Source organism: Sorangium sp. So ce406, assembly GCF_051474675.1.
Taxonomy (GTDB): domain Bacteria; phylum Myxococcota_A; class Polyangia; order Polyangiales; family Polyangiaceae; genus Sorangium; species Sorangium cellulosum_G.
This window is the reverse complement of the sequence record NZ_CP150340.1, coordinates 4,183,747-4,204,650: the sequence shown is the minus strand read 5'-3', so window position 1 is coordinate 4,204,650 and position 20,904 is coordinate 4,183,747. Positions and strand designations below refer to the sequence as shown.

Below are 20,904 nucleotides of genomic sequence, written 5' to 3'. Positions count from 1 at the left end.
GCGTCAGTTCAGCCGGAGCAGCCGCCCCACGATCCGGAACAGCCCCCGCGACGCGGCGCTGATGCGGCTGCCCACCACCTCGATGTCGCCGTCCTCGCGGATGCGGACCGCGCCCCGGCCCGAGCGCAGGAGCAGCTCCTGCTCGCCCTCGATCGTGATCGTCGCCGCCTTGAGGTGAAGCGCCTTCGGCCGCTGCGTCGCGAGCGCCCCGACGATGAGCGGCAGCGCGCCGTCGCAGAGCTCGACGAGCACGGCGTCGCCACGGGCGCGCGCGTCGGCGATCACCTCGGGGTCGACCTCGGGCGCGACCTCGGCCTCGATGGGCCCGTCCGCGCCCCGCACGAGGATCTGCGCCGCCCGGCCGGCGATCGAGGCGACGCGCGCGGTCCGCATCGCGGCGCCGAGCGGCTGCGCCTGCGGCGCCGGGAGCGGCGCCGCCGCCGGCGCGGCGGGCTCGGCCAGCACGTCGTCCAGGGTCACGCGCGGGGCGTCGGAGGCCTCCCCCGCCCCGGGGTCGGCATCGAGCTCCTCCACCGCGCGCGACGCGCCGGCCGGCCAGGAACCACCGTCGAAAGGAGCCGCCATCAGACCTCCGAGACCTTCTTCGGGAGCTGGATCTTCGGGGCCAGGAAGGCCACGAGCGGCGACGTGATCGTGACGCCCCCGCCGTCGATCACCACCTCGCTGGCGCCGCACTTGAAGACGATGGCCCCCTTCGCCTCCACCTTGTGGAACGCCCCGATGAACGTCGCAGGCCCCACGGCCTGGACGACGTGCGACCCCTTGAGCTTGTCGACGACCGCGCCGCCCACCATCGCGGTGCGCGAGCCGGTGACCGTCTCGCTCTCCCCCGCGCTGCTGAGCACGACCAGCCCCGTCGCCTTCTCGTTCTTCGAGCCGGTGACGGTCTCCGAATAGCTGCCGAACGCGACCTGCACCGTCGCCGCGCCGACGTCGATCGTCTTCTTGCCGGTCACGTTGTTGTCGATGTCCTTGACCGCGCCGAGGACCTTCATCGACCCGACGTCCTCCTTGTGCGTGCCCGCGACCTTCGCGGTCGAGTGCCCGGGCCCCTTCTCGCGATCGGTCGCGTCGACCCCATCGACGTTGCCCTCTGGCCCGGCGGCGTTCGCCATCGACTGGCCGCCCCCGCCGCCCGAGTCCATGCCGAGCGCGGAGGCGAGCGCCTCCGGCTGGACGAAGATCCCGCCGGCGAGCGCGTTGTGCGCCGCGTTCGAGGCGATCGCCGCGAGCATGTTCGGAGGGCCGCCAGCGCCGCCGCCGCCGCCAGCGCCGCCGCCGCCGCCAGCGCCGCCGCCGCCAGCACCGCCGCGACCTCCTCCGCCCATCGAGGCCGCGAGCTGGCTCGCGCCGGGGATGCCCGACGCGCCCGCGATCATCCCGGGCATGCGGCTCATGTCGCCGCCGGCGACGGCGCCCATCGCGCCGGCGACCCCCTGCACCTGCTGCGTGAGCCCGTTGATCGGCGCCATCACCTGGTTGATCGCGCCGTCGACCTGCCCCTGGATCGCCGAGATCGCGTTGTTCGCCATCACGCTCGCGAACTGCACCGCCGCCTGCGCGGCGAGCGCGAGCATCGCCTCGAGCGGGTTGCCGTCCATCTCGAACTGGTTCCCGCCCACCGTGGTCGTCGCGTTGCCCTTCGCCGTGAGCGCCGACACCGCGTTCACCTCGAGGGTGCGGTTGCCGCCCACGCTGATCGTCTGATCGGCGCCGATCGTGTTCGACGAGCCCTTCGTGATCTTCGTCGTCTGGTTGCCGCCGACCTCGAGCGACGCGTTGTTCCCGATCACCGTGGTCTCGTTGTTGCCGATGTTCTTCTTCGCGTTGTTCGCGGCGGCCGTCTTCATGTCGTGCTGGGCGTGCATCATGATCTCCTCGGCGCCCGCCTTGTCCTCGAAGCGGACCTCGTTGGTGCCGCCGCCGCCCGGCGTGCTCGCGGTCCGGATCGCCGAGCGCGTCTTGCCCTCGGGCAGCGCGTACGGCGGCATGAAGACGCCGTTGTAGAGGCGGCCCGTGACGATCGGGCGGTCGGGGTTCCCCTCGAGGAACTCGACGATCACCTCCCAGTCGATGCGGGGGAGCATCATCGAGCCCGACGTCTGGAGCTGCGCGACGCGCATCCAGCACGAGGCCTTGTCGTCGACAGCGTCGCTCCGATCCCAGTGGAACTTGACCTTGCACCGGCCGTGCTCGTCGGTGTGGATCGCCTCGGGCTGCGAGCCGGCCGGCGCCACCACCGTCGCCGTCTGCGGCCCCTCGATGACCGGGATCGGCGTGATGCGCCGCGGCCGGTACTTCACGTCGGCGGGCACGAGGCGCGCCCGCGCCCTGGAGCGCGGCGCGGCGCCCTCGCGCTCGCCGTCCTCCTCGTGGACGAAGGTGTGCGTCACCGAGAACAGGAAGTACTCGCCGTCGAGCTCGCCGGCGTCCGCGATCGTGAGCTTGTGGCCGACCGCGAGGCGCGGGCACACGGCGTCGATCTCGATGGTGCGCCGCTCGACCTGCTCCTCCTCGAGACGGATCTGCGCGAGCCGCTCGCCCTCACTCGGCTCGAAGTAGCCGCCCGGGTAGTCGTACCGCTCGAGCTCCGTCCGCTCGCTCGACGCGGCGGTCACCGTGAGGTCGAGCTTCGGTCGCTTGAAATCGAAGTCGCGGAGGACGAACTTGCCGGAGCGCACCCGCTCCCGCTCGCGGATCGCGTAGATGGCGTCGCGCTCGTCGGCCGCGCTCAGGCCGGTGCGCCGCCGGAACGGCAGCGCGGGATCGCCGGAGATCGGCCCGGCGACGGTGCTGTCGTCGTCGAAGACGAGGAGCTCCCCCTCGGCGTCCACCTCGACGAAGCTGTAGATGCCCTCGTGCTCCATGAGCCGCGAGATGAACACGAGCGCGCTCTCCTGGTACTGCACGCAGTACTCGCGCTTCGGACAGTCGCCGCTGAGCCGCCACTCGACCCGCGAGACCCCGTGCTCCTCAAGGACCTGCGCGACGATCTCCTTGGCGCTCATCTCCTGGAAGATGCGCGAGTCGACGCTGCGCGCGAGCAGCGCGAGCGAGGAGACGACGCGCACCGCGTAGCGCGCGCCCATGATCTCCATGCCGAGCTCGGTCGAGCCGATCGACGTCGCGGCCTCCACCGTCCCGGCGATGACGCGCGGCTCCTCGCCGGGCGCGCCGAAGGAGAGCACCGCCCCCTTCCCGATCATCGCGTCGAGCTCCTGGTACATGTGGAGGACGACCTCGACGTCGAGCACGAGCGGCCTGCCCGCCTCGTGGATCGACTCGAAGCGGAGCACCCGGGCCGCCGGGACATCCTCGATCGTGAAGTGCGCTACGGTCTGGCGTGCCACGTTCGCCTCCTGCTCCTCAGTTGTCGAGTACCAGCGCGGCGGTGTCCGCGACGTCGCCGTCGAGCTTCGCGGACAGGCCGAGGATCGCGACGCTCGCCGGTGTCAGCGAGACGATCGACGCGCCCATGACCAGCGTGAGCGCGCCGGTCGCCTCGAAGACGACGTTGTTCGCCTTCACGATCTGCGCGCCGCCGGCGAGCTCGGTGTAGGTGCCGAGCGAGCTCTCCACGCGATCGCCGTTGGCGACGTTGACGATCGCACCGCCGACCTTCACGTTCATCGATCCGCCGACCTCGACGCCGCGCCCGGACTTGACCGCGATCACCTTCGCGCCGGTGGCCGTCTCGCTCCGGTCGCCCTGGACCGTCACGGTGCGGTGCCCCAGCGCGAGCTCGACCAGCGCCGCGCCCACCTCGTGCTTGAAGGCGGCCAGGGTCGCGTCCGTGACCGAGCCGACCACGAGGTCGATCTGGTTGCCGGAGACGGTGAGCGCGCTGTCGCCGGTGACGTCGCGCTTGTGATCGCCGCCGACCTTCATGTCGCGGTTGCCGCCGATCGCGAGCTTGTGGTCGCCGCCGATGTCGTCCACGTGGAAGGTCTCGACCTTCATCGCCTGGTTGCCCGAGACCGAGATCTTCTGGTTCGAGCCGACGCTGCTCGTCATGCTGTTCGTGACGTTCGTCGACTGATCCGCGCCGATCTTCTTCGCGTGGTTGTTGCCGATCGACTCGGTCGCGTTGTTCTTCACCTCGGTGGACATGTCCTTCGAGGCGTTGATGAACATCTCCTCGGCGCCCTTCGCGTCCGACATCCTGAGCTCGTTGGAGCTGCCCCCGCCCGGCGTCGTCGCGGTCTGGAGGGAGCTCTTCCCGGCCTCCTTCGGCAGCGCGTAGGGCGGCGGCGTGAGCGCGTTGTACATGCGGCCCAGCACGAAGGGCCGGTCGGCGTCGCCCTCGAGGTGGCGCACCGTGACCTCCCAGCCGACGCGCGGCAGCAGCATCGAGCCCCCGGTCGGCACCTGGCTCGTGCGGATCCAGCGGCTCGACGTGTCGTCCTTCTTGCCGGAGCGATCCCAGTGGAAGGAGACCTTCACCTGGCCGCTCGCGTCCGTGTGGATCTCCTGCCCCGACGGGCCGGTGGTGATCGCCGTCTGCGCGCCCGGGATGACCTGCTCGCGGGCGCGCCGCGGCGGCCGGTAGCGCGTGGTCCCGGTGGGCACGCCCCAGAACTCGCAGGCCATGCGGAGGTCGCGCGCGCCGCCGTCCGCGCCCGCGCGGCCCGCGAGCTCGAAGTTCCGCGGGCGGCTGCCGGCAATGCGCGCGCGGACCACGAGGTACTCCTGGTTGAGCGGGTCGTAGGGGTGGCCCTCCACCGAGAAGCGCCGGCCCGGGAGCAGCGCGAGCGAGCCGGTCTCGCCATGCACGACGTCGCGCTCGGCCTGCACCGCGTCGAGCAGCACCTTCGCGAGCCGCTCCGCCGCGCTCACGTCGGCGGTGCGCGCGGGGTACTCGTAGATCTCGAGCACGTGCGACCCGGGATCGCTCCCCTCGGCCGACGCCTCCAGCTTGAGCGAGGGCTTCTCGGGGTTGTAATCGCGGACGAACACCTTGTCGCTCCGCACCGAGACCTCCCGCGAGAGGCGGACGACGCGATCGGCGAAGCCGTCGACGCCGAAGTCCTGGTAGAACGGGAGCGTGGTCGCGCCCTCGATGTCCTCGAGGCCGGTCGGCGAATCGCTGAAGACGAGCACGTCCTGCTCGTCCTTCACGTGGATCGCGAAGTAGATCCCCTCCTCGGCGAGGAGGCGGTGGATGAAATCGAGATCCCGCTCCCGGTACTGGACGGTGTAGACGCGCGCGGGGTGCGGCTCGGCCAGGCGCCAGTCCTGCTGGCCCGCGGGCACGCCCGCGCCCTCCAGGACCTCCTTCACGATGTCGACCGCGCTCTTCTCCTGGAAGATCCGGCAGTCGGCGCGCTGCCCGAGGTTCCAGAGCGCCGGCGCGACCTCGATCCGCAGCGTGGGCACGTCGTCGCTGTCGGGCAGGAGCTCGGCCGCCACGATGGTGCCCGCGAAGGTGCGGGTCTGCGTGTCGTCGCTGCGCGTGAGCGTGAACACCGCGCGCTTGTCGAGGACGTCCTTCGGCCGCGGCAGCGCCGCCTCGTCGTCGAGCAGCTCGCACTCGAGGCGGGTGAGCTCCGAGAGCTGCTCGGTGAGCTCGAACCGCAGCACCCGGTAGACCTTGCCCTCGACGCTGACGGAGGGGATCGCGAGGATATGTTGTTCAGCCACTCTTCACCTCACTAGCGCCCGCGGACCTCACGATCCGAGCTTCATCGACGCGCCCATCTTGACGACGAGGGCGCCCTTCACCGCGATCTTGGTCCCCTTGATCACGACGGGTCCGCCGCCGAGCTTGAGCTCGCTGCCGCCGCCCTTGAACGAGCCGACGGCGCCGAGGAGCGTGATGAGCGGCGCCTGGACGACCAGATCGCCGTTCAGCTTCTGGTAATGCAGGCCGCCCACCAGGTTGGTGACGCCGGTCGCCACCTGAGAGATCGAGCCCTTGGTCAGGTGGAGCTCGGCGGCGAGGGAGGTCTGATCCTTGTTGGCGGTGATCTGCTCTCCGTGGCTCCCGTTGATGATCTGCGCCTTCACGGCGCCGACCGTCTCCGCCATCCCGCCGAGGACGTTGTCGTTGATCGAGGCGAGGCTGCCGGCGATCTGCACCGCGCCGACCTTGCGGCTCATGTCGCCGGTGATCGACTGCTCGATACCGTTCGATATCGTGATCTGGTTCCCGCTCACCGTATAGGAGCGGTTGCCCGTGATCTTCTCGACGTGATTGCTGATCGCGTTGGTCGTGTCGTTGCCGCCGATCGAGATGCTCTGGTTGCCCGTGATCTTGTGGGAGAGCACCGCGCCGACGTCGAGCGATTGATTCCCGGACACGGTGATCGACTCGTCGACCTTGACCGAGCGGGAGCCGTTCACGCTGATGTGGTTCTCCTCGTTGACCGCGACCTCATCGACCTTGTCGTTCCTGACGGTGACGTTGAGGTCCTTCTGGGCGTGGACGCCGAAGCCCTGGCTCCCGGAGCTGTCGGACATGCCGATCTCGTTATGGCCGCCTGCGCCCGGCGACGACATGCTCTTGAGAGAGCCGGACGCCTTGGCGGCGGGGAGCGACTGCGGCGGCGTCTTCTCCGCGTTGTAGGTGCGCCCGAGGGCGAGCGGCCGGTCCGGGTCGCCGTCGAGGAAGGCGACGGAGACCTCCCAGCCGACGCGGGGGAGGATCATCGAGCCGCCCATCGCGAGCTGCGAGACGCGCAGCCAGCAGCTCGCGGTGTGGTCCTGCTGGCCCTGCCGGTCCCAGAAGAAGCGCACCTTGATGCGGCCGTAGTTGTCGACGTGGATCGCCTGCTCCTGGGTGCTCGACCCCGTGACGACCGCCGTCTGGATGCCGCGGATGCGCGGCCGGCGCGCGCGGCGCTCGGCCGCGAAGGGCGCGCCCTTGGGGATGCCGCGGAAATGGTTCTCGACGTCGTAGTTCGTCTCTCCCCCGGTGAGCGTCTGGTTGCCGCGCGAGACCAGCTGGGTGACCACGAACTGGCCGTTGAGGCACGGCTCGGCGGCGCCCTCGACGAGGAACGGCTCGCCCACCTTGAGGCCCGCCGCGCGGCTCTCGCCCTCGCACACGTCGGCGTCGGCGGAGAGCTCGCGCATGCGGGCGTCGGCGCGGCGCCCGCCCACGCTCCCCTTGGTGAAGCCGCCGGGGTACTCGAAATAGGGCAGCTCGATGGCCTCCTTGCGGGGCAGCGCGGACTCGGGCTTCACGGCGGGCTTCTCGAAATCGTAGTCCCGCAGGTGGACGCTGCTCGTGCGCAGGGCGCGCGTCCTCGTGAGCTTCGCGAGCGGCTGGCTGCCGGGCAGGCCGCCCTGCGCCATGCGGAAGATCACCGGCGTCCCCTCCTCCACCTCGAACGAGGAGGGATCGTCGGTGATGATCATCGTGTGTCCGGAGACCTCGTGCCGGAAGTAGTAGAAGAGGCCGTTGTCCTCGAGCAGGCGTGAGACGAAGTTGAGGTGCGACTCGCGGTACTGGACGATGAACTCGCGCGCCTCGTATTCCTTCGCGTTCCGCCACTCGACCTTGTCGCCGAAGCCCGCCTCCTCGAAGACGGTCTGCACCACCTGGACGATGCTCTTCTCCTGGAAGATGCGGGACCCCTCGCGGTGCGCGAGCGCCGCGAGCGCGGGCCGCAGGCGGACGTCGAACTGGCGCCCTTCGCCCGCGACGCGGGCGAAGCCGGCGCGGTCGACGATGCCGTCGAACAGCCGCTGCGCGCCAGAGGTGTCGATGACCCGCAGGCAGAGGCGGCTGCGCAGGCAGTCCTCGACCCGGAAGGCGGTGTCCACCGTCGAGAAGCGCACGTCGACCGCGTACGGGGTGGACACCCCCTCGACGGCCTCGAATCGGGTGACGGCGATGTCCGCGGGGAGGTTGTCGCCCTCGAGGGAGAAGGTGGCGAAGGTGGCGGCCATTCGGGGCATGGTAGGCGATCGGCGTGCGGCGCCAAGCCCCGCGGACGCGGCGAAAGCGGCGTGGGAGCGGAATTTCGTCGGGCGTGGGAGCCGAATTTTGCGGCGCTCACGGCGGGCGACGGATTGCTGCGCGCGCCCGCGCCAGCGTCGGAATGGCGCCGCAATCGCGGCCGAAAAGCGGCGGGGCGCTCGCTGTACGGCGTCAGCCCGGCGCGACGACGACCATCGCCGCGCGCTCCCCGCCGTCGCTGCCGGCGAGGGAGACCGCGCAGGGGTGCGGCGCGAAGCCGCGCGCGAACGCCTCGGACGCGATGCTGAGGTGCAGCGGCATGGCCGCGGCGCCGAGGTGGCCTATCCGCTGCGCGGGGCTCTCGACCTGCTGCGGATCGCAGAAGAGCTGCTGCGTGCGCACCGAGGCGGCCTGGAGCTCGAAATGGCGGAACGTCTCGAAGGTGAGATCGGTGAGCATCCAGCCGGCGCGCAGCCCGCGCTCGGACAGCGGCGCGAGCGCGGTGCGGAGCGCGGCGGTGAGGCCCGAGGCCTGGAACGCCGATTCGTCGTTGTCCGGGCGGGCCCGCTCGTGCGCTGTGGCGAGGCCGACGATCTGCCCCTGGTCGCGGAGCTGGGCGCGGCGCGCGACGTCGGGGCGCATCAGCACCACGAACGCCGCGCACTCGCCGGGGATCAGCGCGTCGAGGTTGTCGGGCCGGAAGATCCGGCCCGCGGCGTCGAGCGCGGCGATGCGCGCGGGATCGTAGTCGGTGTGCACCCCGCCGAGCAGCGCCGCGTCGATCGCGCCGCGCGCGAGCGCGTCGCACAGCTCCGGCAGCAGGAACCCCGGCCCGGCCGGGCCGCGCGTGGCGACCTTGACCGAGATGCCGGGCGCGTGCGCCTCCGCGCGCGCGGCGAGCTCGGCGGCGAGCCGCTGCGCCGGGACCTCGCCCCCGGGCTGCCGCTGCCCGAGGTGCTCGTCCAGGCACAGGGCCATCTGCATCCGCAGCCCGCGCGCGGCGGGGCCGAGCTTCTCGAGCGCCTCGCCGAGCGCGCGGGCCCCGAGCAGGGCGGCGCGCGGCGCGCCGGTGGCGAGCGGATCGAGCGTGGGGAGGAAGCACATCGTGACCGGCTCCCCCTTCGCGTCGAGGAGCGGCGCCTCGCGCATCGCGGCCGCGGCGGCGCGGTGCGAGAAGGCGGTGTCGATCGACCGCAGCCCGACGGGCGTGACAGCGCCCGCGGCGACCAGGACGGCGAGGGGCCTCACGCGCGCCCCCGCTCGCGCACGACGACGCGCGCATCCTTCATCCGCCGGGGCGCCTTGACGTGCGCGCGCCAGACCATCTCCACGGCCACCGGCTTCTGCGGGCCGGTGGCGTAGAGGTCGACGAGCACCGTGTCGAGGTGGGGCGCGAAGGCGGCCGGCGGGCGGTCCTTCACCTGGAACTCGATCTCCACCTGCACCCTCGGGAGCTCGAAGCTGAGCGCCCCCTCGGGCGTGAGGTTGAGCACCCGCACCGGCTCGCCGCCGGCGAGCGGCGGATCCGCGATCAGGCCGGGCGAGGCGCACAGGTTGTAGCGGTGGTCGAAGTCCTCGGGCAGGAGCGGCGCGCGGAGCTCCTGCCAGGTCCGGTCGTACGTCCCCGCGTACCTGCGGCGCGGCTCCCAGTGCCGGCCGATCGGGCCGATCCCGGCGGGCGGCGGCGCGGACTTCGCGGTCCGGATCGGGAACGACGGGTCCTCGATGCTCGGCGCCGGCTGGTGGGTGAGCGAGGCCGGCGCGCGCGTGACGCCCGTGCCGATCGGGTTGCGCGGCTCCTCGAGGATCGCCGCGGGGTCCTCGTCGTCCCTGCCGCCCCAGGCGTGTTCGTAGCGCATGTCGATCTGCTCGATCGGCCCCGGCGCGGTGAGCGCGGCGCCCTTGTCCACCCAGAGGCGCCTGCCGAACACGACGAGCGACTTCCTGAGCGGGCCGACCTCGACGCGCACGTCGAACGAGGGCGCCGGCTTGCCGTTCGGCGCGTACGCCCTGGCCACGAAGATCACGTCGGTGGCCGGCTTGAACAGGCAGATGTCGGCCGGGTAGGCGACGCTCTCGGGCTTCTCCTTTTCCCACGGCAGGTCGGCGAACCGGATCGCGCGCGTGCGCTCGGGCGGCGCGAGCTCGAAGCCGCCGTCCTCCTGGAGCTCGAAGCTCGCCTTCACGATCGTGACCAGCTTCTCGCCGTCCCGATCGACGAGGAGCTGCGGGTGCGCGGCGAAATCCGTCTTGTTGTCGAGCGGCGGCTGGTCCATCGCGGGCGCATTATCGACAAGATCGGGCGAGATGTCTCTCGGGCCAGCGCGATCACGACGCCCGCGCCATGTCGGCGGCGTAAGCGTCGAGGCCGTGGCCGCGCAGCATCGCCTCGACGAGCGCGATCGGCTCGGCGCAGGCGGGGTCGCCGTCCGCGCCCGCCTCGGCGCAGATGAGCGGCAGCGCCCGGGCCACGACGAGCCGCGCCGCGCGATCGCGCAGCGCGAGCGAGAGCGGCAGCGCGCCGAGCAGGCGGTGGCCGTGGAGCGCCGCGCGCAGGTAGAAGCGCTCGCGGTCGGGGGCGCGCGGGGGCGCCAGGAGCAGCGCGGCGAGCAGGTCGGGGTCGGCCAGGGCGAAGGTCGCGGCGGCGATCCACTGCGTGGCCCTCCGGGCGAGGTCCCGCTCGCTCCGCCAGGCGGCGTCCTCGCGCGCCCGCCGCGCGGCCCTCCGGTGGAGCGCGGCGAGCCAGGGCCCGAGCGCCGCCGGCTCCAGCGGGTCGGGCCGCTCGAAGCGCGCGATGGCGTCTTCCGTGAGGCCCTCGACCTCGATGGCGGCGGCGAGCGAGGAGAGGCCCGCGGCGACGTCGGGCGGCGGCGCCGCCGCGGCGAGGCGGCGCGACCACGCGACGAGCTCGGCCCGGGGGGCGGTCGCGCCGAGCGCCACCTCCGCGCGGTCGGGGAGCGCCGCGACGTCGATGCGGTCGTCGAGATCGCCCCGCGCGCGCAGCCGCGGGTCGATCAGCGGCGCGCCGCCGGGGCGGCCCACGCTGGCCAGCACGCAGGCGCACTCCACGGAGACCGAGATCCGGATCGACTCGCCGTCGTCGATGAAGCTGGTCGGGAACGTGCGGCACCCGAGCGGCTTCGCCGCGGGCCCACCGGCCGCGTGGAGCGAGCAGCGCCCCGCGCCGCCCTCGCCCTCCAGGTAGGCGCACCGGCCGTCCCGCATCGCCACCACGGACGCCGCGGACGGCCACGCCCCGCGCTCCGGCGTGAAGGCGCGCTCGTGCCGCGCGCCGCCGCTCAGCACCTCGGGCCGCAGCGCCCGCGCCCGCGCGGCCTCCTCGGGATCGAAGAGGATCGAGGCGTAGATGCGGCAGCAGCTCCCGCTGCCGTCGCAGTGGAGGCTGAAATCGGGCAGCACCTCGAGCGGGCGCTCGCGGGGGTCGCGCGCCGTCGGGTCGAGCGCGGGCGCCGCGGGCAGCGCGGGCGCCGCGGGCAGCGCGGAGGCCCTGGGCGCCGCGGACGCCGCGTCCTCGCCGGCGTCCTCGGCCCCGAGCAGGCCCGCGGCGTGGAGCTGCGCGAAGAAGGCCTGCGCCGCCGGGACGCGCGCGGGCGCGCCCTCGCGGGCGGCCGCGATCACGATGCCCTCGACGTCGCGGGTGCCGTCGGCCGCGGAGAGCAGGACCCACTCGCGCGGACCGAGCTGGAGCAGCTCGCCGGTGCGGAGGTCGTGCAGGAGGATGCGCTCCTCCTCGCCGACCAGGTGGCGCCGCGCGAGCACGTGGGCGGCGAGGCGGGGGCGGGCTGGCAGGGCGTTCGGGCTCACCCGCACACGCTAGTGCCGTGGGCCAGGAATCACGCCAGGGATCTGCTTTGCGGAGCGGAGAGCGGGTCAACGCAACGACGCCAGATGCGCAAGGACGCAAATGCAGCATGCTTACACTTTTCTACCCTTGCGCCTTTGCGCCTTGGCGTTGAACTCTCTCCGTATCCCCAGGCCGGCGGCCGCGACCCCGCGACAGCGCGCTCAGCGCACGCACTTCACCCACGCTTCCGTGAAGTAGTTCCACTTGCCGCTGGCGCCGGCGTTGAACCCGGTGAAGCCGTCGTCGAAGTTCAGCGCCCACGCCGCCGGAGCGTTCCTCGCGGCCTCGTGCGAGCCCCAGTACCAGTCGTTGCTGCGGGCGCCGTACTGCGTGTCGGGGAACATCGCCCGGTTGATCGACGGCGCCACCTGCGCTTCGTCGACCAGGGTCGCCAGCTCCCGGATGCTCGGCAAGCGCCAGGCGTGATCGTTGAGGCCGAGCGTCTCGCAGTAGCTCGCCGCGTCGGCCCAGCTCATCGTGGTCGGCGAGTAGCCCTGTTGCCAGATCAGCCCGGTGTACTTATCCATCACCTCTCCGGCCGACACGACGGCGTACTGATCGGGCGGCGCCACGGCCGGGCTGCTCGGCGCCTCCCCCTCGCCGTCGCCGCGCACGCAGCGCAGGCTCGCCGCGGTCGCCTTGGAGTAGGCGTTGCTGACGATCCCGTCGCTCATGTTGAAGGCCCAGGCATAGTCGCGGCCGGCCCCGGCGCCGGCCTGCCGGATCGTGAGGATCCAGTCGGAGGACGTCTTGTGGAATCCCCCCCGCGCGCCCGGGAATGCGGCCGTGTCGATGGCCGGGCTCCGGGTGAAGTCCACGATCGACGTCATCTCGATGCGCGTGGGAAGACGCCAGTCGGAGTGCCCGCCGAGCGTCAGGTCCTCGCAATAGCGGATCGCCTGGTCCCACGTGTACGCCTCGGAGGGAGGGCTCTGCTGCCATTCGAGGCACGTGACATTGTCGCGCACCACGCCCCCTCCGACATCGCTGTAGCTCGCCGGGTTGGGCAGGCCGCTGCCCGCGGGGTTCGGCATCGGCCAGCACGCCCACTTGTGCGTGCCGCAGGCGGCGGCCCTGCTGCAGGTATCGGGTGCTCCGGCACCGCCGCCGCCCGCGCCCGGCGATCCCCCGTCGCCCGGCGCGCCGCCGCTCGACGCGGTCCCTGCGTCGCCGGCGCCGCCAGCCCCGCCGCTCCCGGTGATCCCGGAGCTCCCCGCGTCGCTGGCCCCGGCGCCCGCCTCGGAGGCTCCCCCTGTCGCGAGCGCGCCGCCCGTCCCCGACGCGGCGCTCTCGGTGAGCGCGTCGCCGCGATCGCCGGCATCCACGCTCCCGCCGGTGTCCCCCGCGGTCGAGCAGGCCGCGACCGCAAGCGCCAAGCCGAGCGCCATTCCGCTGCGGGCGCACGCGGCCATGGTGGACGTCGCCAGGGTCGCGCGAAGGACCCACCGGTTGCTTCGATTCACAGGAACCTCCATCAAGTCAAGCTGGTGCCGCGTCGCCGACGTTTGTCCATGGATCACGAGAGAGAGAGAGAGAGAGAGAGAAGGAACCACAGAGGCACAGAGGGCACAGAGGGCAGAAGAGAAAGAGAAAAATTCTTATCTTCTCTTCCCTCTGTGCCCTCTGTGCCTCTGTGGTTCAAATTCTTTCCCATCACGGGATCAAGAACGAACCTCAGGGACGCGACAACGGCGCTCAAGATAAACCAGTTCGAATCGCACCAGCCTATCACACGATACGCAACCAACGTCAATGCGCGCACCGGAAGAAGGATTCATTTCTCATCGTGACCGATCGCACCTCAACACCTCTGCGCGGCGCGGAGTCGCAGGACTGGCGCGCTTTCCGCAGGCACACCGACCCGGCGTGGTCGACAGGACGAGCGCGCGTTCTCGTGCGCTGCCAAATCTTCAACCAGCCGACAAAGCGCAGGCGGTTCGAGACTCTGGTGATTGGGTCCGAGGGGCTCGAGCAACCTGATCAAGAACGACAAGAATCTCTCGAGCTTCGTGCCGTCCGGGCCCCCTTTCGCTCGCTCCGTCCCGGCGCCATGAAGCGCGCATGTCGTTGTCCACCAAGAAGACGTCTATCGGCGGCTCCAGCAACAGCAGACCGAAGAACAAGAACAAGCGACATCACTGGAAGCGCTACCGCGGCCAGGGCAAGTCACATCACGGCTGATCGCTCCGGCGCGCGCGGCCGGCCGCCCGCCCGACGAGCGCGGCGGCCGCGGCCACGCCGCGAGCGCGCAGCGTCGACCGGGGGAGGCGCGCGTCGATCGGCGGGGACACGAACGCCTCCAGCCAGGCTTCGGCCGGGGGACGCGCCAGCACGCCGCCGAGGTCGAACAGCGCGAGATCCGGGACGCCGGCCGCCACCGCGACCGCGACGTCCTCGCGTAGCTCGTCGGGCGACCGGTAGACCGGCTCGTCGCCGAGCGCGCCCGCGCCGACCGCGCCCAGCGAGACGCCCGCCCTCGAGCCGAACCGCCGCACCGCGGCGCGGCACCCGGAGGCGAGCAGCGCGACGGCATCCGCCCGGCCGAGCGCGCCCCGCGAGTAGCCCTCCAGCAGCGACGTGTAGAGCATCGCGCCGACGCGCCCCCACGGCGGCGCCGACACGGGCGTCCCGAGGAGGCGCTCCCAGCCGCGCGACGGCCCGTCGGCCAGGACGAGCGGCACGATCGCCGCCGAGGTGGCCACGCCGCGCGCGTGCAGCGCCGCGGCCATCCCGGCATAGGCGCCCTCCGCGTCGCGCCACCGCGGGCTCACCCCCGCGCGCCCGCCGCGGAGCAGATCGAGCGCGCCGCGGCCGCCCGCGAGCGCACGGCGCACGTCCTCGATCGGCGGCTCGAGATCGAACACGACCTCCGCGGCGGCGAGGCCGCGGGCGTCGAGCGCGTCGAGCAGCCGCGCGACGAACGCGCCGAACGCCGCCGCGTTGCCCGCGCTCGCCCAGCGCCCGGCCTCGTCCTCGATCATCGGCCACACCGCGACCGCCACCCCGGCGTCCGCGCACGCCACCGCGAGATCGGGCAGCCCGGCCGCCGTCTCCGGCCGCACGGCGACCGAGAGCTCCAGGCCGTGGCGCCGCAAGAGCGCGAGCGTCCGCGGGGCGCGCACCACCTCGAGCGGCAAGAGCTCGCTCCAGATCCGCCGCCGATCCCTTCCGGAGACGGGGTCGCCCCCGCTACACTCGCGCGTCATGAAGATCCTCTATGGCGTCGTCGGCGAAGGGATGGGGCACGCCATGCGCTCGCGCGTCGTGATCGAACACCTGCTCGCGCAGGGACACGAGCTCGAGATCATGGCGTCGGGCCGCGCGACCGACTTCCTGTCGAAGCGCTTCGCAGGGGTGAACCGCATCCACGGGCTCCACATGATCTACGAGGAGAACCGGGTCCGGCGCGGCAAGACGCTCTGGTCCAACGTGCTCTCCGGCGCGACGGGCATCCCGAGGAACATCGCCGCGTACTTCGAGCTCATCAAGGACTTTCGCCCCGAGCTCACCGTCAGCGACTTCGAGTCGTGGACGTACCTCTACGCCAAGCTCCACCGGCTGCCGATCCTGTCGGTCGACAACATGCAGATCATCAACCGGTGCACGCACGGCCCGGAGATCCTCGCCGGCCACGAGGCGGAGTTCCAGATCACGCGCGCGTTCGTGAAGAGCAAGCTGCCGTTCTGCAAACACTACGTCATCGCCACGTTCTTCCGCCCCCCGGTCCGCAAGCAGGACACCACGCTGGTGCCGCCGATCCTCCGCCCCGAGATCATCGCGGCGAACCGCCGCCCCGGGGAGCACCTGCTCGTCTACCAGACCGCCGAGGGGAACGACGCGCTCTCGGAGACGCTCGCGAGGACCGGGCTCGAGTGCCGCATCTACGGGATGCGCCGGAACATCCAGGAGGAGCAGGTCGAGGGGAACCTGCGCTACCGCCCCTTCAGCGAAGACGGCTTCATCGACGATCTCGCCTCGTGCCGCGCCGTCATCGCCGGGGGCGGGTTCACGCTGATGGGCGAGGCCGTCTACCTGCGCAAGCCGATGCTCGCCGTCCCCCTCGGGCGCCAGTTCGAGCAGGTGCTCAACGCCCGCTACCTCGAGCGCGAGGGGTTCGGCCGCGCCGCCGACTCGCTGGACGACCCGGCGGTCATCCTCGATTTCGTGAAGGCCATCCCCGCCTGCGAGGAGAAGCTCGCGGGCTACTCCCAGGACGGCAACCGGCAGCTGTTCGAGGTGATGGACGGCCTGCTCGACCGCGCGCTCGCCGGCGTGCTCTGAGCGCGAAGCGCTACCGCGCGTTGCGGGTCTTCGCGCCCTGGCGCTGGCTCCACGACGCGGCCGCGGCCTCCTCGATCCGGATGAGCACGGCGGTGATGTTGTCGCGGCCACCGTTCTCGTTGGCGCAGTCGATGAGCTTGCAGCACGCGTCGGCGAGCACGGCGTTGTCCTCGATGATGCGCGCGATCTCGCGATCGTCGACGAGCCCGTGCAGGCCGTCGGAGCAGAGGAGGAAGACGTCGCCGGGCTCGACGCGCTCGGCGCGCAGGTCGACGTCGACGCTGGGGCCGATGCCGAGCGCGCGCGTGATCACGTTGCGGGGCAGGTACGCGAGGTCGCTCTCGGTGAGATCGGGCCGCTCGAGCAGCGCGTCCGCGATGAGCGAGTGATCCCGGGTGAGCTGCGCGATCCCGCCGCGGCGCAGCAGGTAGCAGCGGCTGTCGCCCGCGTGCGCGACGTAGAACTTCCGCTCGCGCGGCGCGAACGCCGCGGCGACGACCGTGGTGCCCATCCCGCGGTAGAACCGGGAATCGTCGGCGTGCGCGAAGATGCGCGCGTTCGCGTACGTCACGGCGGCGCGCAGCCGATCGCCGGTGGACGCCTTGCGGCGCTTGCCGTTCGCCTCGCGGAAGTAGCCCGCGATGGCGCTCGCGGCGATCCGGCTCGCGACCTCGCCGGCCTCGTGGCCGCCCATGCCATCCGCGACGACGTAGACGTTGAACTCGGGGAGCAGGATGTATCGGTCCTCGTTGTGGACCCGCTCCCTGCCGACGTCCGATAGACCTGCCGCGATGGCCCGCATTCGCCCCGAGTCTAGACGACGCTTGGCCCCCCAGGGAACTGGGTTAATCTCCCCCGCCATGCCCGACCTGGTGATCGACAACCCCTATACCCTCGAAGAAGCCGCCCGCCGGCCGCTCGCCGATGAGGCCGCGGTCGACCGGCTCCTCGACACAGCGACCGCCGCCGCGCGGAGCTTCGCGCGCACCCCCTTCGCCGAGCGCGCCGCCCTGTGCCTGCGCGCGGTCGAGCGCATCGAGGCCAGCGCGCCGGCGATCGCCGCTGACATCACCCGGATGATGGGCAAGCCGCTACGCCAATCCCGCAATGAGATCGCGGGCATGGCCAAGCGAGCTCGGCACATGATCTCGATCGCCGAGGCCTCGCTCGCGGACGTCGTCCTCCCCGAGCAGCAGGGGATGGAGCGGCGCATCGTGCGCGCCCCGCTCGGTGTGGTCTTCAACCTCCCTGCCTGGAACTATCCGCTCCTCACCGCCGTGAACGTGGTCATCCCCGCGGTGCTCTCGGGCAATGTGGTGCTGCTGAAGCATTCGCCCCGCTCCCCGCTCTGCGGGGAGCACTTCGCTAAGGCGTTCGCCGAGGCCGGCGCGCCGCCCGGCGTGGTGCAGGCCTTCCACTGCGATCACCCCACGTCCGAGCGCATCGCCTCGGACCCGCGCGTCAACTACGTCGGATTCACCGGTTCCGTCGAAGGCGGACGCAGGATCTACGCGGCGACGTCGAAGAAGGTCGCGGTCGACGCCGGCCTGGAGCTCGGCGGCAAGGACGGCGCGTACGTCGCGGCGGACGCGGACCTCGAGAAGGCGGTGGACGGGATCGTCGACGGCGCCTGCTACAACGCCGGACAGAGCTGCTGCGCGGTCGAGCGCGCGTATGTCCACCGCGATCTCTATCCCGCCTTCGTGGAGGCCGCGCTCGAGCTGATGAAACGTTACGTCCTCGGTGATCCCACGGACGAGCGCACCAACCTGGGGCCGATGGCGCAGCCGCACGCGCCGGCGTTCCTGGAGGCGCAGGTGAAGCAGGCGCTGTCGCGGGGAGCGCGGGCGCTCTGCGGCGGGCGGGCGACGCAGGTCGACGGGCGCGGGCGCTTCTTCCAGCCGACGCTCCTCGTCGACACGGCGCCCGATCTCGACGTGATGCGCATCGAGTCGTTCGGGCCGGTGCTGCCGATCGTGCCCGTCTCGTCGGACGAGGAGGCGCTCGCGCTGATGAACGACAGCGATCTCGGGCTCACGGCGTCGATCTGGACGCGCGACAGGGAGCGCGCGGCGCGGCTCGCGGCCGAGCTCGAGGTCGGCACGGTCTACATGAACCAGTGCGACACGCTGGATCCGGCGCTCCCGTGGACGGGCACGAAGAACACCGGCAAGGGCGCGACGCTCTCGACGCTCGGGTTCCTCCACCTGACCCGGCCGAAGTCGATCAACTTCAAGCTCGGCTGACGGAAGCTGGAGAAGGAGAGAACAGGACCCCAAGGCGCAAAGGACGCAAGGAGAGAGGGGGAAAGAGATCGATTGAGAAGAAAGGCGCCATGGCGCCAGAGCTTCTTTCCCTTCCTCTCTCTTCTCTCCCTGGCGACCCTTGCGCCCTCGCGGCCTCTTCTCTTCAATCCGACCGTGACCCCCCAGCCGGCGCCTGCGCCAGCCCCTCGCCGAGCACCTCGAAGACGGCCTCGGTGAGCTCCATCGCGCCCTCGCGCGGCAGGAGCCCGTCGGTGAACATGCGCGCGAGCCCGTAGACCATCGCGCGGCCCGCGACCTCCGTGACGATGGGGTCGGTGGGGCGCAGCTCGCCGTGCTCCCGCGCCTCCGCGATCATCCTCCGCAGCCGCGCCTGCGCCTCGTCCCGGGCGGCCAGGAGCGCGCCCTCGCCCTCCGGGTCGACGCGAAAGGCAGGGCCGTTCAGGAGCTCGAACAGCGCGGGATGCTCCAGGGCGAACCGGACCGACGCGAGCCCGAGCGCGCGGAAGCGCAGCAGCGGAGAGGGCGCGGCCGCGATCTCGGCCGCCGAGGCGAGCTCGAACCGCTCCATCCCGGCGAGGGCGACCTCGCGCAGGAAGTCCTCCCGCGAGGGAAAATGGCGGAACGGCGCGGCCGGAGAGACGCCAACCCGCCGCGCCGCCTCCCGCACCCGCACGGCGTCGACGCCGCTCTCCTCGAGGAGCGCCAGCCCCGCGTCCACGAGGGCCCGCTTGAGATCGCCATGGTGATAGCCGCGCGCCGCCCGCTTCGAGGGCGCCCGCCCGGCAGGCGGCTTCGCGGTCTTCTTCGAGGGCGTCGCCCTCTTCTTCACAGGCGGCTCCTCGACGCGCTTTCGACCCGGAGGCATGCCGCGCTTTCCGGGGGACGAACGGCGGCGTCAAGCAGGAGACCGCCGCGCCGACGCGAACAACGGCGGCGCAGAGGGCCGAGGACGCCCGGCGACGCCGCCCGCACGATCCAGCTTGCGCTCATGTGATCATCGATTACATTACCCGAACGCGATGTAATCAATGATTACATCCGCCCCACCGGAGGCCCCATGTCCATCGCCCTGTCCACCCCCGTCCCCGACGCCGCCCTCGACGCTGCCTTCGCCGGCGCGGGCCGCGCTTCCCCGGAGGCCGCGCGCGGCGCGCGCGCCTTCGACCACCTGACCGACCTCGAGGCCGAGTACGGCTTCACGCCGCTCGCGGTCGAGGGAGCGCTGCCCGAAGGGCTCGAGGGCACGCTGTTTCGCGTGGGCCCGGCCCGCGCCACCCTCTTCGGCGTCCGCGTGCCGCACCCCTTCCAGGCGGACGGGGGCATGCTCGCCGTGCGGCTCTCGGGCGGCCGGGCGGAGGGCGCGCACCGCCTGGTGCGCAGCCGCGGCCTCGTCGAGGAGCTCGCGGCTGGCCGGCGCCTCTACGGCTCGACGCTGTCCTGGCCCAGGCGCGTGCTCCGGGCCCTGCAGGGCAAGGATCGCAAGAACGTCGCGAACACGAGCGCCTTCGTCGCCGGCGGCCGTCTGTTCGCGCTCGTCGAGAGCGCCAGGCCGACGGAGCTCGATCCAGCGACCCTCGACACCCTGGGCGAGAGCGACCTCGGCGGCGCGCTCGGCCCCACCTTCTCGGCCCACCCGCACCGCGTCGCTGCCCGGAAGACCAGCTACAACTTCGGCGTCCGGTACGGCCGCGCGCCCCAGCTCGACCTCTATGCGGTCGACGACGAGGGGCGCGCGCGCGCGCTCGGCGCGGTGCCGTTGCCGGCGCCGGTGATGCTCCACGACTTCTGCGCCACCCGGCGGCACCTCGTCTTCTTCGTCTCGCCCGCGGTCATCCGGGTGGCGCGCGCGCTCCTGCACTGGGGAGGATTCGACTCCTGGGTGCGCTACGAGCCGCGCCGGGGCACGGAGGTGATCGTGGTCGACATCGACGACGTCTCCCGCGTGCGCCGCTTCCACGTCGACGCGTTCTTCCAGTGGCACTTCGCGAACGCCTACGACGACGGTGACGACCTCGTCGTCGACCTCGTCCGCTACCCCGGGCTCGGCACGCTCGGCGCCATCGGCAAGGACACCGACCGCCCCGAGCTCTCCTCGGTCGAGACCGGCGTCCTCGTGCGCCACCGCGTGCGCCCCGCGCGCGAGCAGCTCGAGGCGGAGGACCTCGGCGGCGTGCTCGGCGAGTTCCCGCGCTGCGACCCGCGGGTCGAGGGGGAGCGGCACGGCGTGGTCTTCCTCGCCACGGCGGGGCGGGACGAGGACCGGCACGGCAACGGCGTCGCCCGCGTCGAGCCCGGTACGGGCGAGGTCACCCGGGCGCCGCTCGCGCGGCACGAGCTGCCCTCGGAGCCGGTGTTCGTGCCGCGCTCGCCCGGCGCGGCCGAGGGCGACGGCCACGTGCTCGCCCTGATCACCGACGTGAAGGCCAGGAAGAGCGCCGTCCACGTCTGGGACGCGGCGCACCTCGACGACGGGCCGCTGGCGCGGATCCACCTGCCCCACGCCTCGCCGCAGACGTACCACGGGACGTTCCTGCCGCGGGAGAGCTGAGGGAGGCCGCGGGCGCCGC

General features: G+C 72.2%; 14 protein-coding genes. 3 read left to right on the top strand and 11 right to left on the bottom strand.

What is annotated here, in order from left to right; all coding sequences use genetic code 11:
• Positions 1-3 precede the first annotated feature (3 nt).
• The 9 genes from WME96_RS15570 to WME96_RS15530 all read right to left on the bottom strand — a co-directional run bounded on the left by WME96_RS15570 (position 4) and on the right by WME96_RS15530 (position 14,995).
• Positions 4-585: a hypothetical protein gene (locus WME96_RS15570; RefSeq protein WP_437290894.1), complete on the bottom strand. Its 582-nt coding sequence runs from the start codon at positions 583-585 to the stop codon at positions 4-6.
• Positions 585-3,371, bottom strand: a complete 2,787-nt coding sequence (locus tag WME96_RS15565; RefSeq protein ID WP_437290893.1) for a type VI secretion system Vgr family protein — start codon at positions 3,369-3,371, stop codon at positions 585-587. The genes WME96_RS15570 and WME96_RS15565 overlap by 1 nt, the downstream gene beginning before the upstream one ends.
• Positions 3,372-3,387: 16 nt before the next feature.
• Positions 3,388-5,661: a type VI secretion system Vgr family protein gene (locus tag WME96_RS15560; protein WP_437290892.1), complete on the bottom strand. Its 2,274-nt coding sequence runs from the start codon at positions 5,659-5,661 to the stop codon at positions 3,388-3,390.
• A 27-nt stretch (positions 5,662-5,688) separates the two neighbouring features.
• Positions 5,689-7,914 (bottom strand): type VI secretion system Vgr family protein, encoded by a 2,226-nt coding sequence (locus WME96_RS15555; protein WP_437290891.1) that lies wholly within the window; start codon positions 7,912-7,914, stop codon positions 5,689-5,691.
• 202 nt (positions 7,915-8,116) lie between these two features.
• The gene (locus WME96_RS15550; RefSeq protein WP_437290890.1) at positions 8,117-9,172 is read right to left on the bottom strand and encodes a beta-ketoacyl synthase N-terminal-like domain-containing protein; all 1,056 of its coding nucleotides are present in this window, start codon (positions 9,170-9,172) and stop codon (positions 8,117-8,119) included.
• The gene (locus WME96_RS15545; RefSeq protein WP_437290889.1) at positions 9,169-10,200 is read right to left on the bottom strand and encodes a DUF2169 family type VI secretion system accessory protein; all 1,032 of its coding nucleotides are present in this window, start codon (positions 10,198-10,200) and stop codon (positions 9,169-9,171) included. The genes WME96_RS15550 and WME96_RS15545 overlap by 4 nt, the downstream gene beginning before the upstream one ends.
• 52 nt (positions 10,201-10,252) lie before the next feature.
• Complete coding sequence (locus WME96_RS15540; protein WP_437290888.1) at positions 10,253-11,749, bottom strand: YkgJ family cysteine cluster protein; 1,497 nt, start codon at positions 11,747-11,749, stop codon at positions 10,253-10,255.
• Positions 11,750-11,950: 201 nt separating this feature from the next.
• Positions 11,951-13,252, bottom strand: a complete 1,302-nt coding sequence (locus WME96_RS15535; protein WP_437290887.1) for a DUF1566 domain-containing protein — start codon at positions 13,250-13,252, stop codon at positions 11,951-11,953.
• A gap of 708 nt (positions 13,253-13,960) precedes the next feature.
• Positions 13,961-14,995, bottom strand: a complete 1,035-nt coding sequence (locus WME96_RS15530) for a hypothetical protein (RefSeq protein WP_437290886.1) — start codon at positions 14,993-14,995, stop codon at positions 13,961-13,963.
• Here WME96_RS15530 and WME96_RS15525 point away from each other — a divergent pair.
• Positions 14,994-16,070, top strand: a complete 1,077-nt coding sequence (locus WME96_RS15525; RefSeq protein ID WP_433936246.1) for an MJ1255/VC2487 family glycosyltransferase — start codon at positions 14,994-14,996, stop codon at positions 16,068-16,070. The two genes, WME96_RS15530 and WME96_RS15525, sit on opposite strands and share 2 nt — an antisense overlap.
• A gap of 10 nt (positions 16,071-16,080) precedes the next feature.
• Here the strand turns inward: WME96_RS15525 and WME96_RS15520 are convergent, their stop codons facing one another.
• Positions 16,081-16,872 carry a Stp1/IreP family PP2C-type Ser/Thr phosphatase gene (locus WME96_RS15520; RefSeq protein WP_437290885.1) on the bottom strand — a complete coding sequence of 264 codons (792 nt, stop codon included), beginning with the start codon at positions 16,870-16,872 and terminating at the stop codon, positions 16,081-16,083.
• 58 nt (positions 16,873-16,930) lie between these two features.
• Here WME96_RS15520 and WME96_RS15515 point away from each other — a divergent pair, with 58 nt between their 5' ends.
• Complete coding sequence (locus WME96_RS15515; RefSeq protein WP_437290884.1) at positions 16,931-18,316, top strand: aldehyde dehydrogenase family protein; 1,386 nt, start codon at positions 16,931-16,933, stop codon at positions 18,314-18,316.
• Positions 18,317-18,479: 163 nt separating this feature from the next.
• On the opposite strand, the gene WME96_RS15510 is transcribed toward WME96_RS15515, so the two are convergent.
• A complete protein-coding gene (locus tag WME96_RS15510) occupies positions 18,480-19,166 on the bottom strand; it encodes a TetR/AcrR family transcriptional regulator (RefSeq protein WP_437290883.1) in 687 nt (228 codons plus the stop codon).
• A 228-nt stretch (positions 19,167-19,394) separates the two neighbouring features.
• Between WME96_RS15510 and WME96_RS15505 the strand changes: the two genes are divergently transcribed.
• Positions 19,395-20,885 (top strand): carotenoid oxygenase family protein, encoded by a 1,491-nt coding sequence (locus tag WME96_RS15505; protein ID WP_437290882.1) that lies wholly within the window; start codon positions 19,395-19,397, stop codon positions 20,883-20,885.
• Positions 20,886-20,904 lie beyond the last annotated feature (19 nt).

Excerpts from the sequence above, each read along its gene's own strand:
- WME96_RS15570 (WP_437290894.1), bottom strand. The coding sequence starts at position 585 with ATGGCGGCTCCTTTCGACGGTGGTTCCTGGCCGGCCGGCGCGTCGCGC.
- WME96_RS15555 (WP_437290891.1), bottom strand. The coding sequence starts at position 7,914 with ATGGCCGCCACCTTCGCCACCTTCTCCCTCGAGGGCGACAACCTCCCC.
- WME96_RS15545 (WP_437290889.1), bottom strand. The coding sequence starts at position 10,200 with ATGGACCAGCCGCCGCTCGACAACAAGACGGATTTCGCCGCGCACCCG.
- WME96_RS15525 (WP_433936246.1), top strand. The coding sequence starts at position 14,994 with ATGAAGATCCTCTATGGCGTCGTCGGCGAAGGGATGGGGCACGCCATG.
- WME96_RS15530 (WP_437290886.1), bottom strand. The coding sequence starts at position 14,995 with ATGACGCGCGAGTGTAGCGGGGGCGACCCCGTCTCCGGAAGGGATCGG.
- WME96_RS15520 (WP_437290885.1), bottom strand. The coding sequence starts at position 16,872 with ATGCGGGCCATCGCGGCAGGTCTATCGGACGTCGGCAGGGAGCGGGTC.
- WME96_RS15515 (WP_437290884.1), top strand. The coding sequence starts at position 16,931 with ATGCCCGACCTGGTGATCGACAACCCCTATACCCTCGAAGAAGCCGCC.
- WME96_RS15505 (WP_437290882.1), top strand. The coding sequence starts at position 19,395 with ATGTCCATCGCCCTGTCCACCCCCGTCCCCGACGCCGCCCTCGACGCT.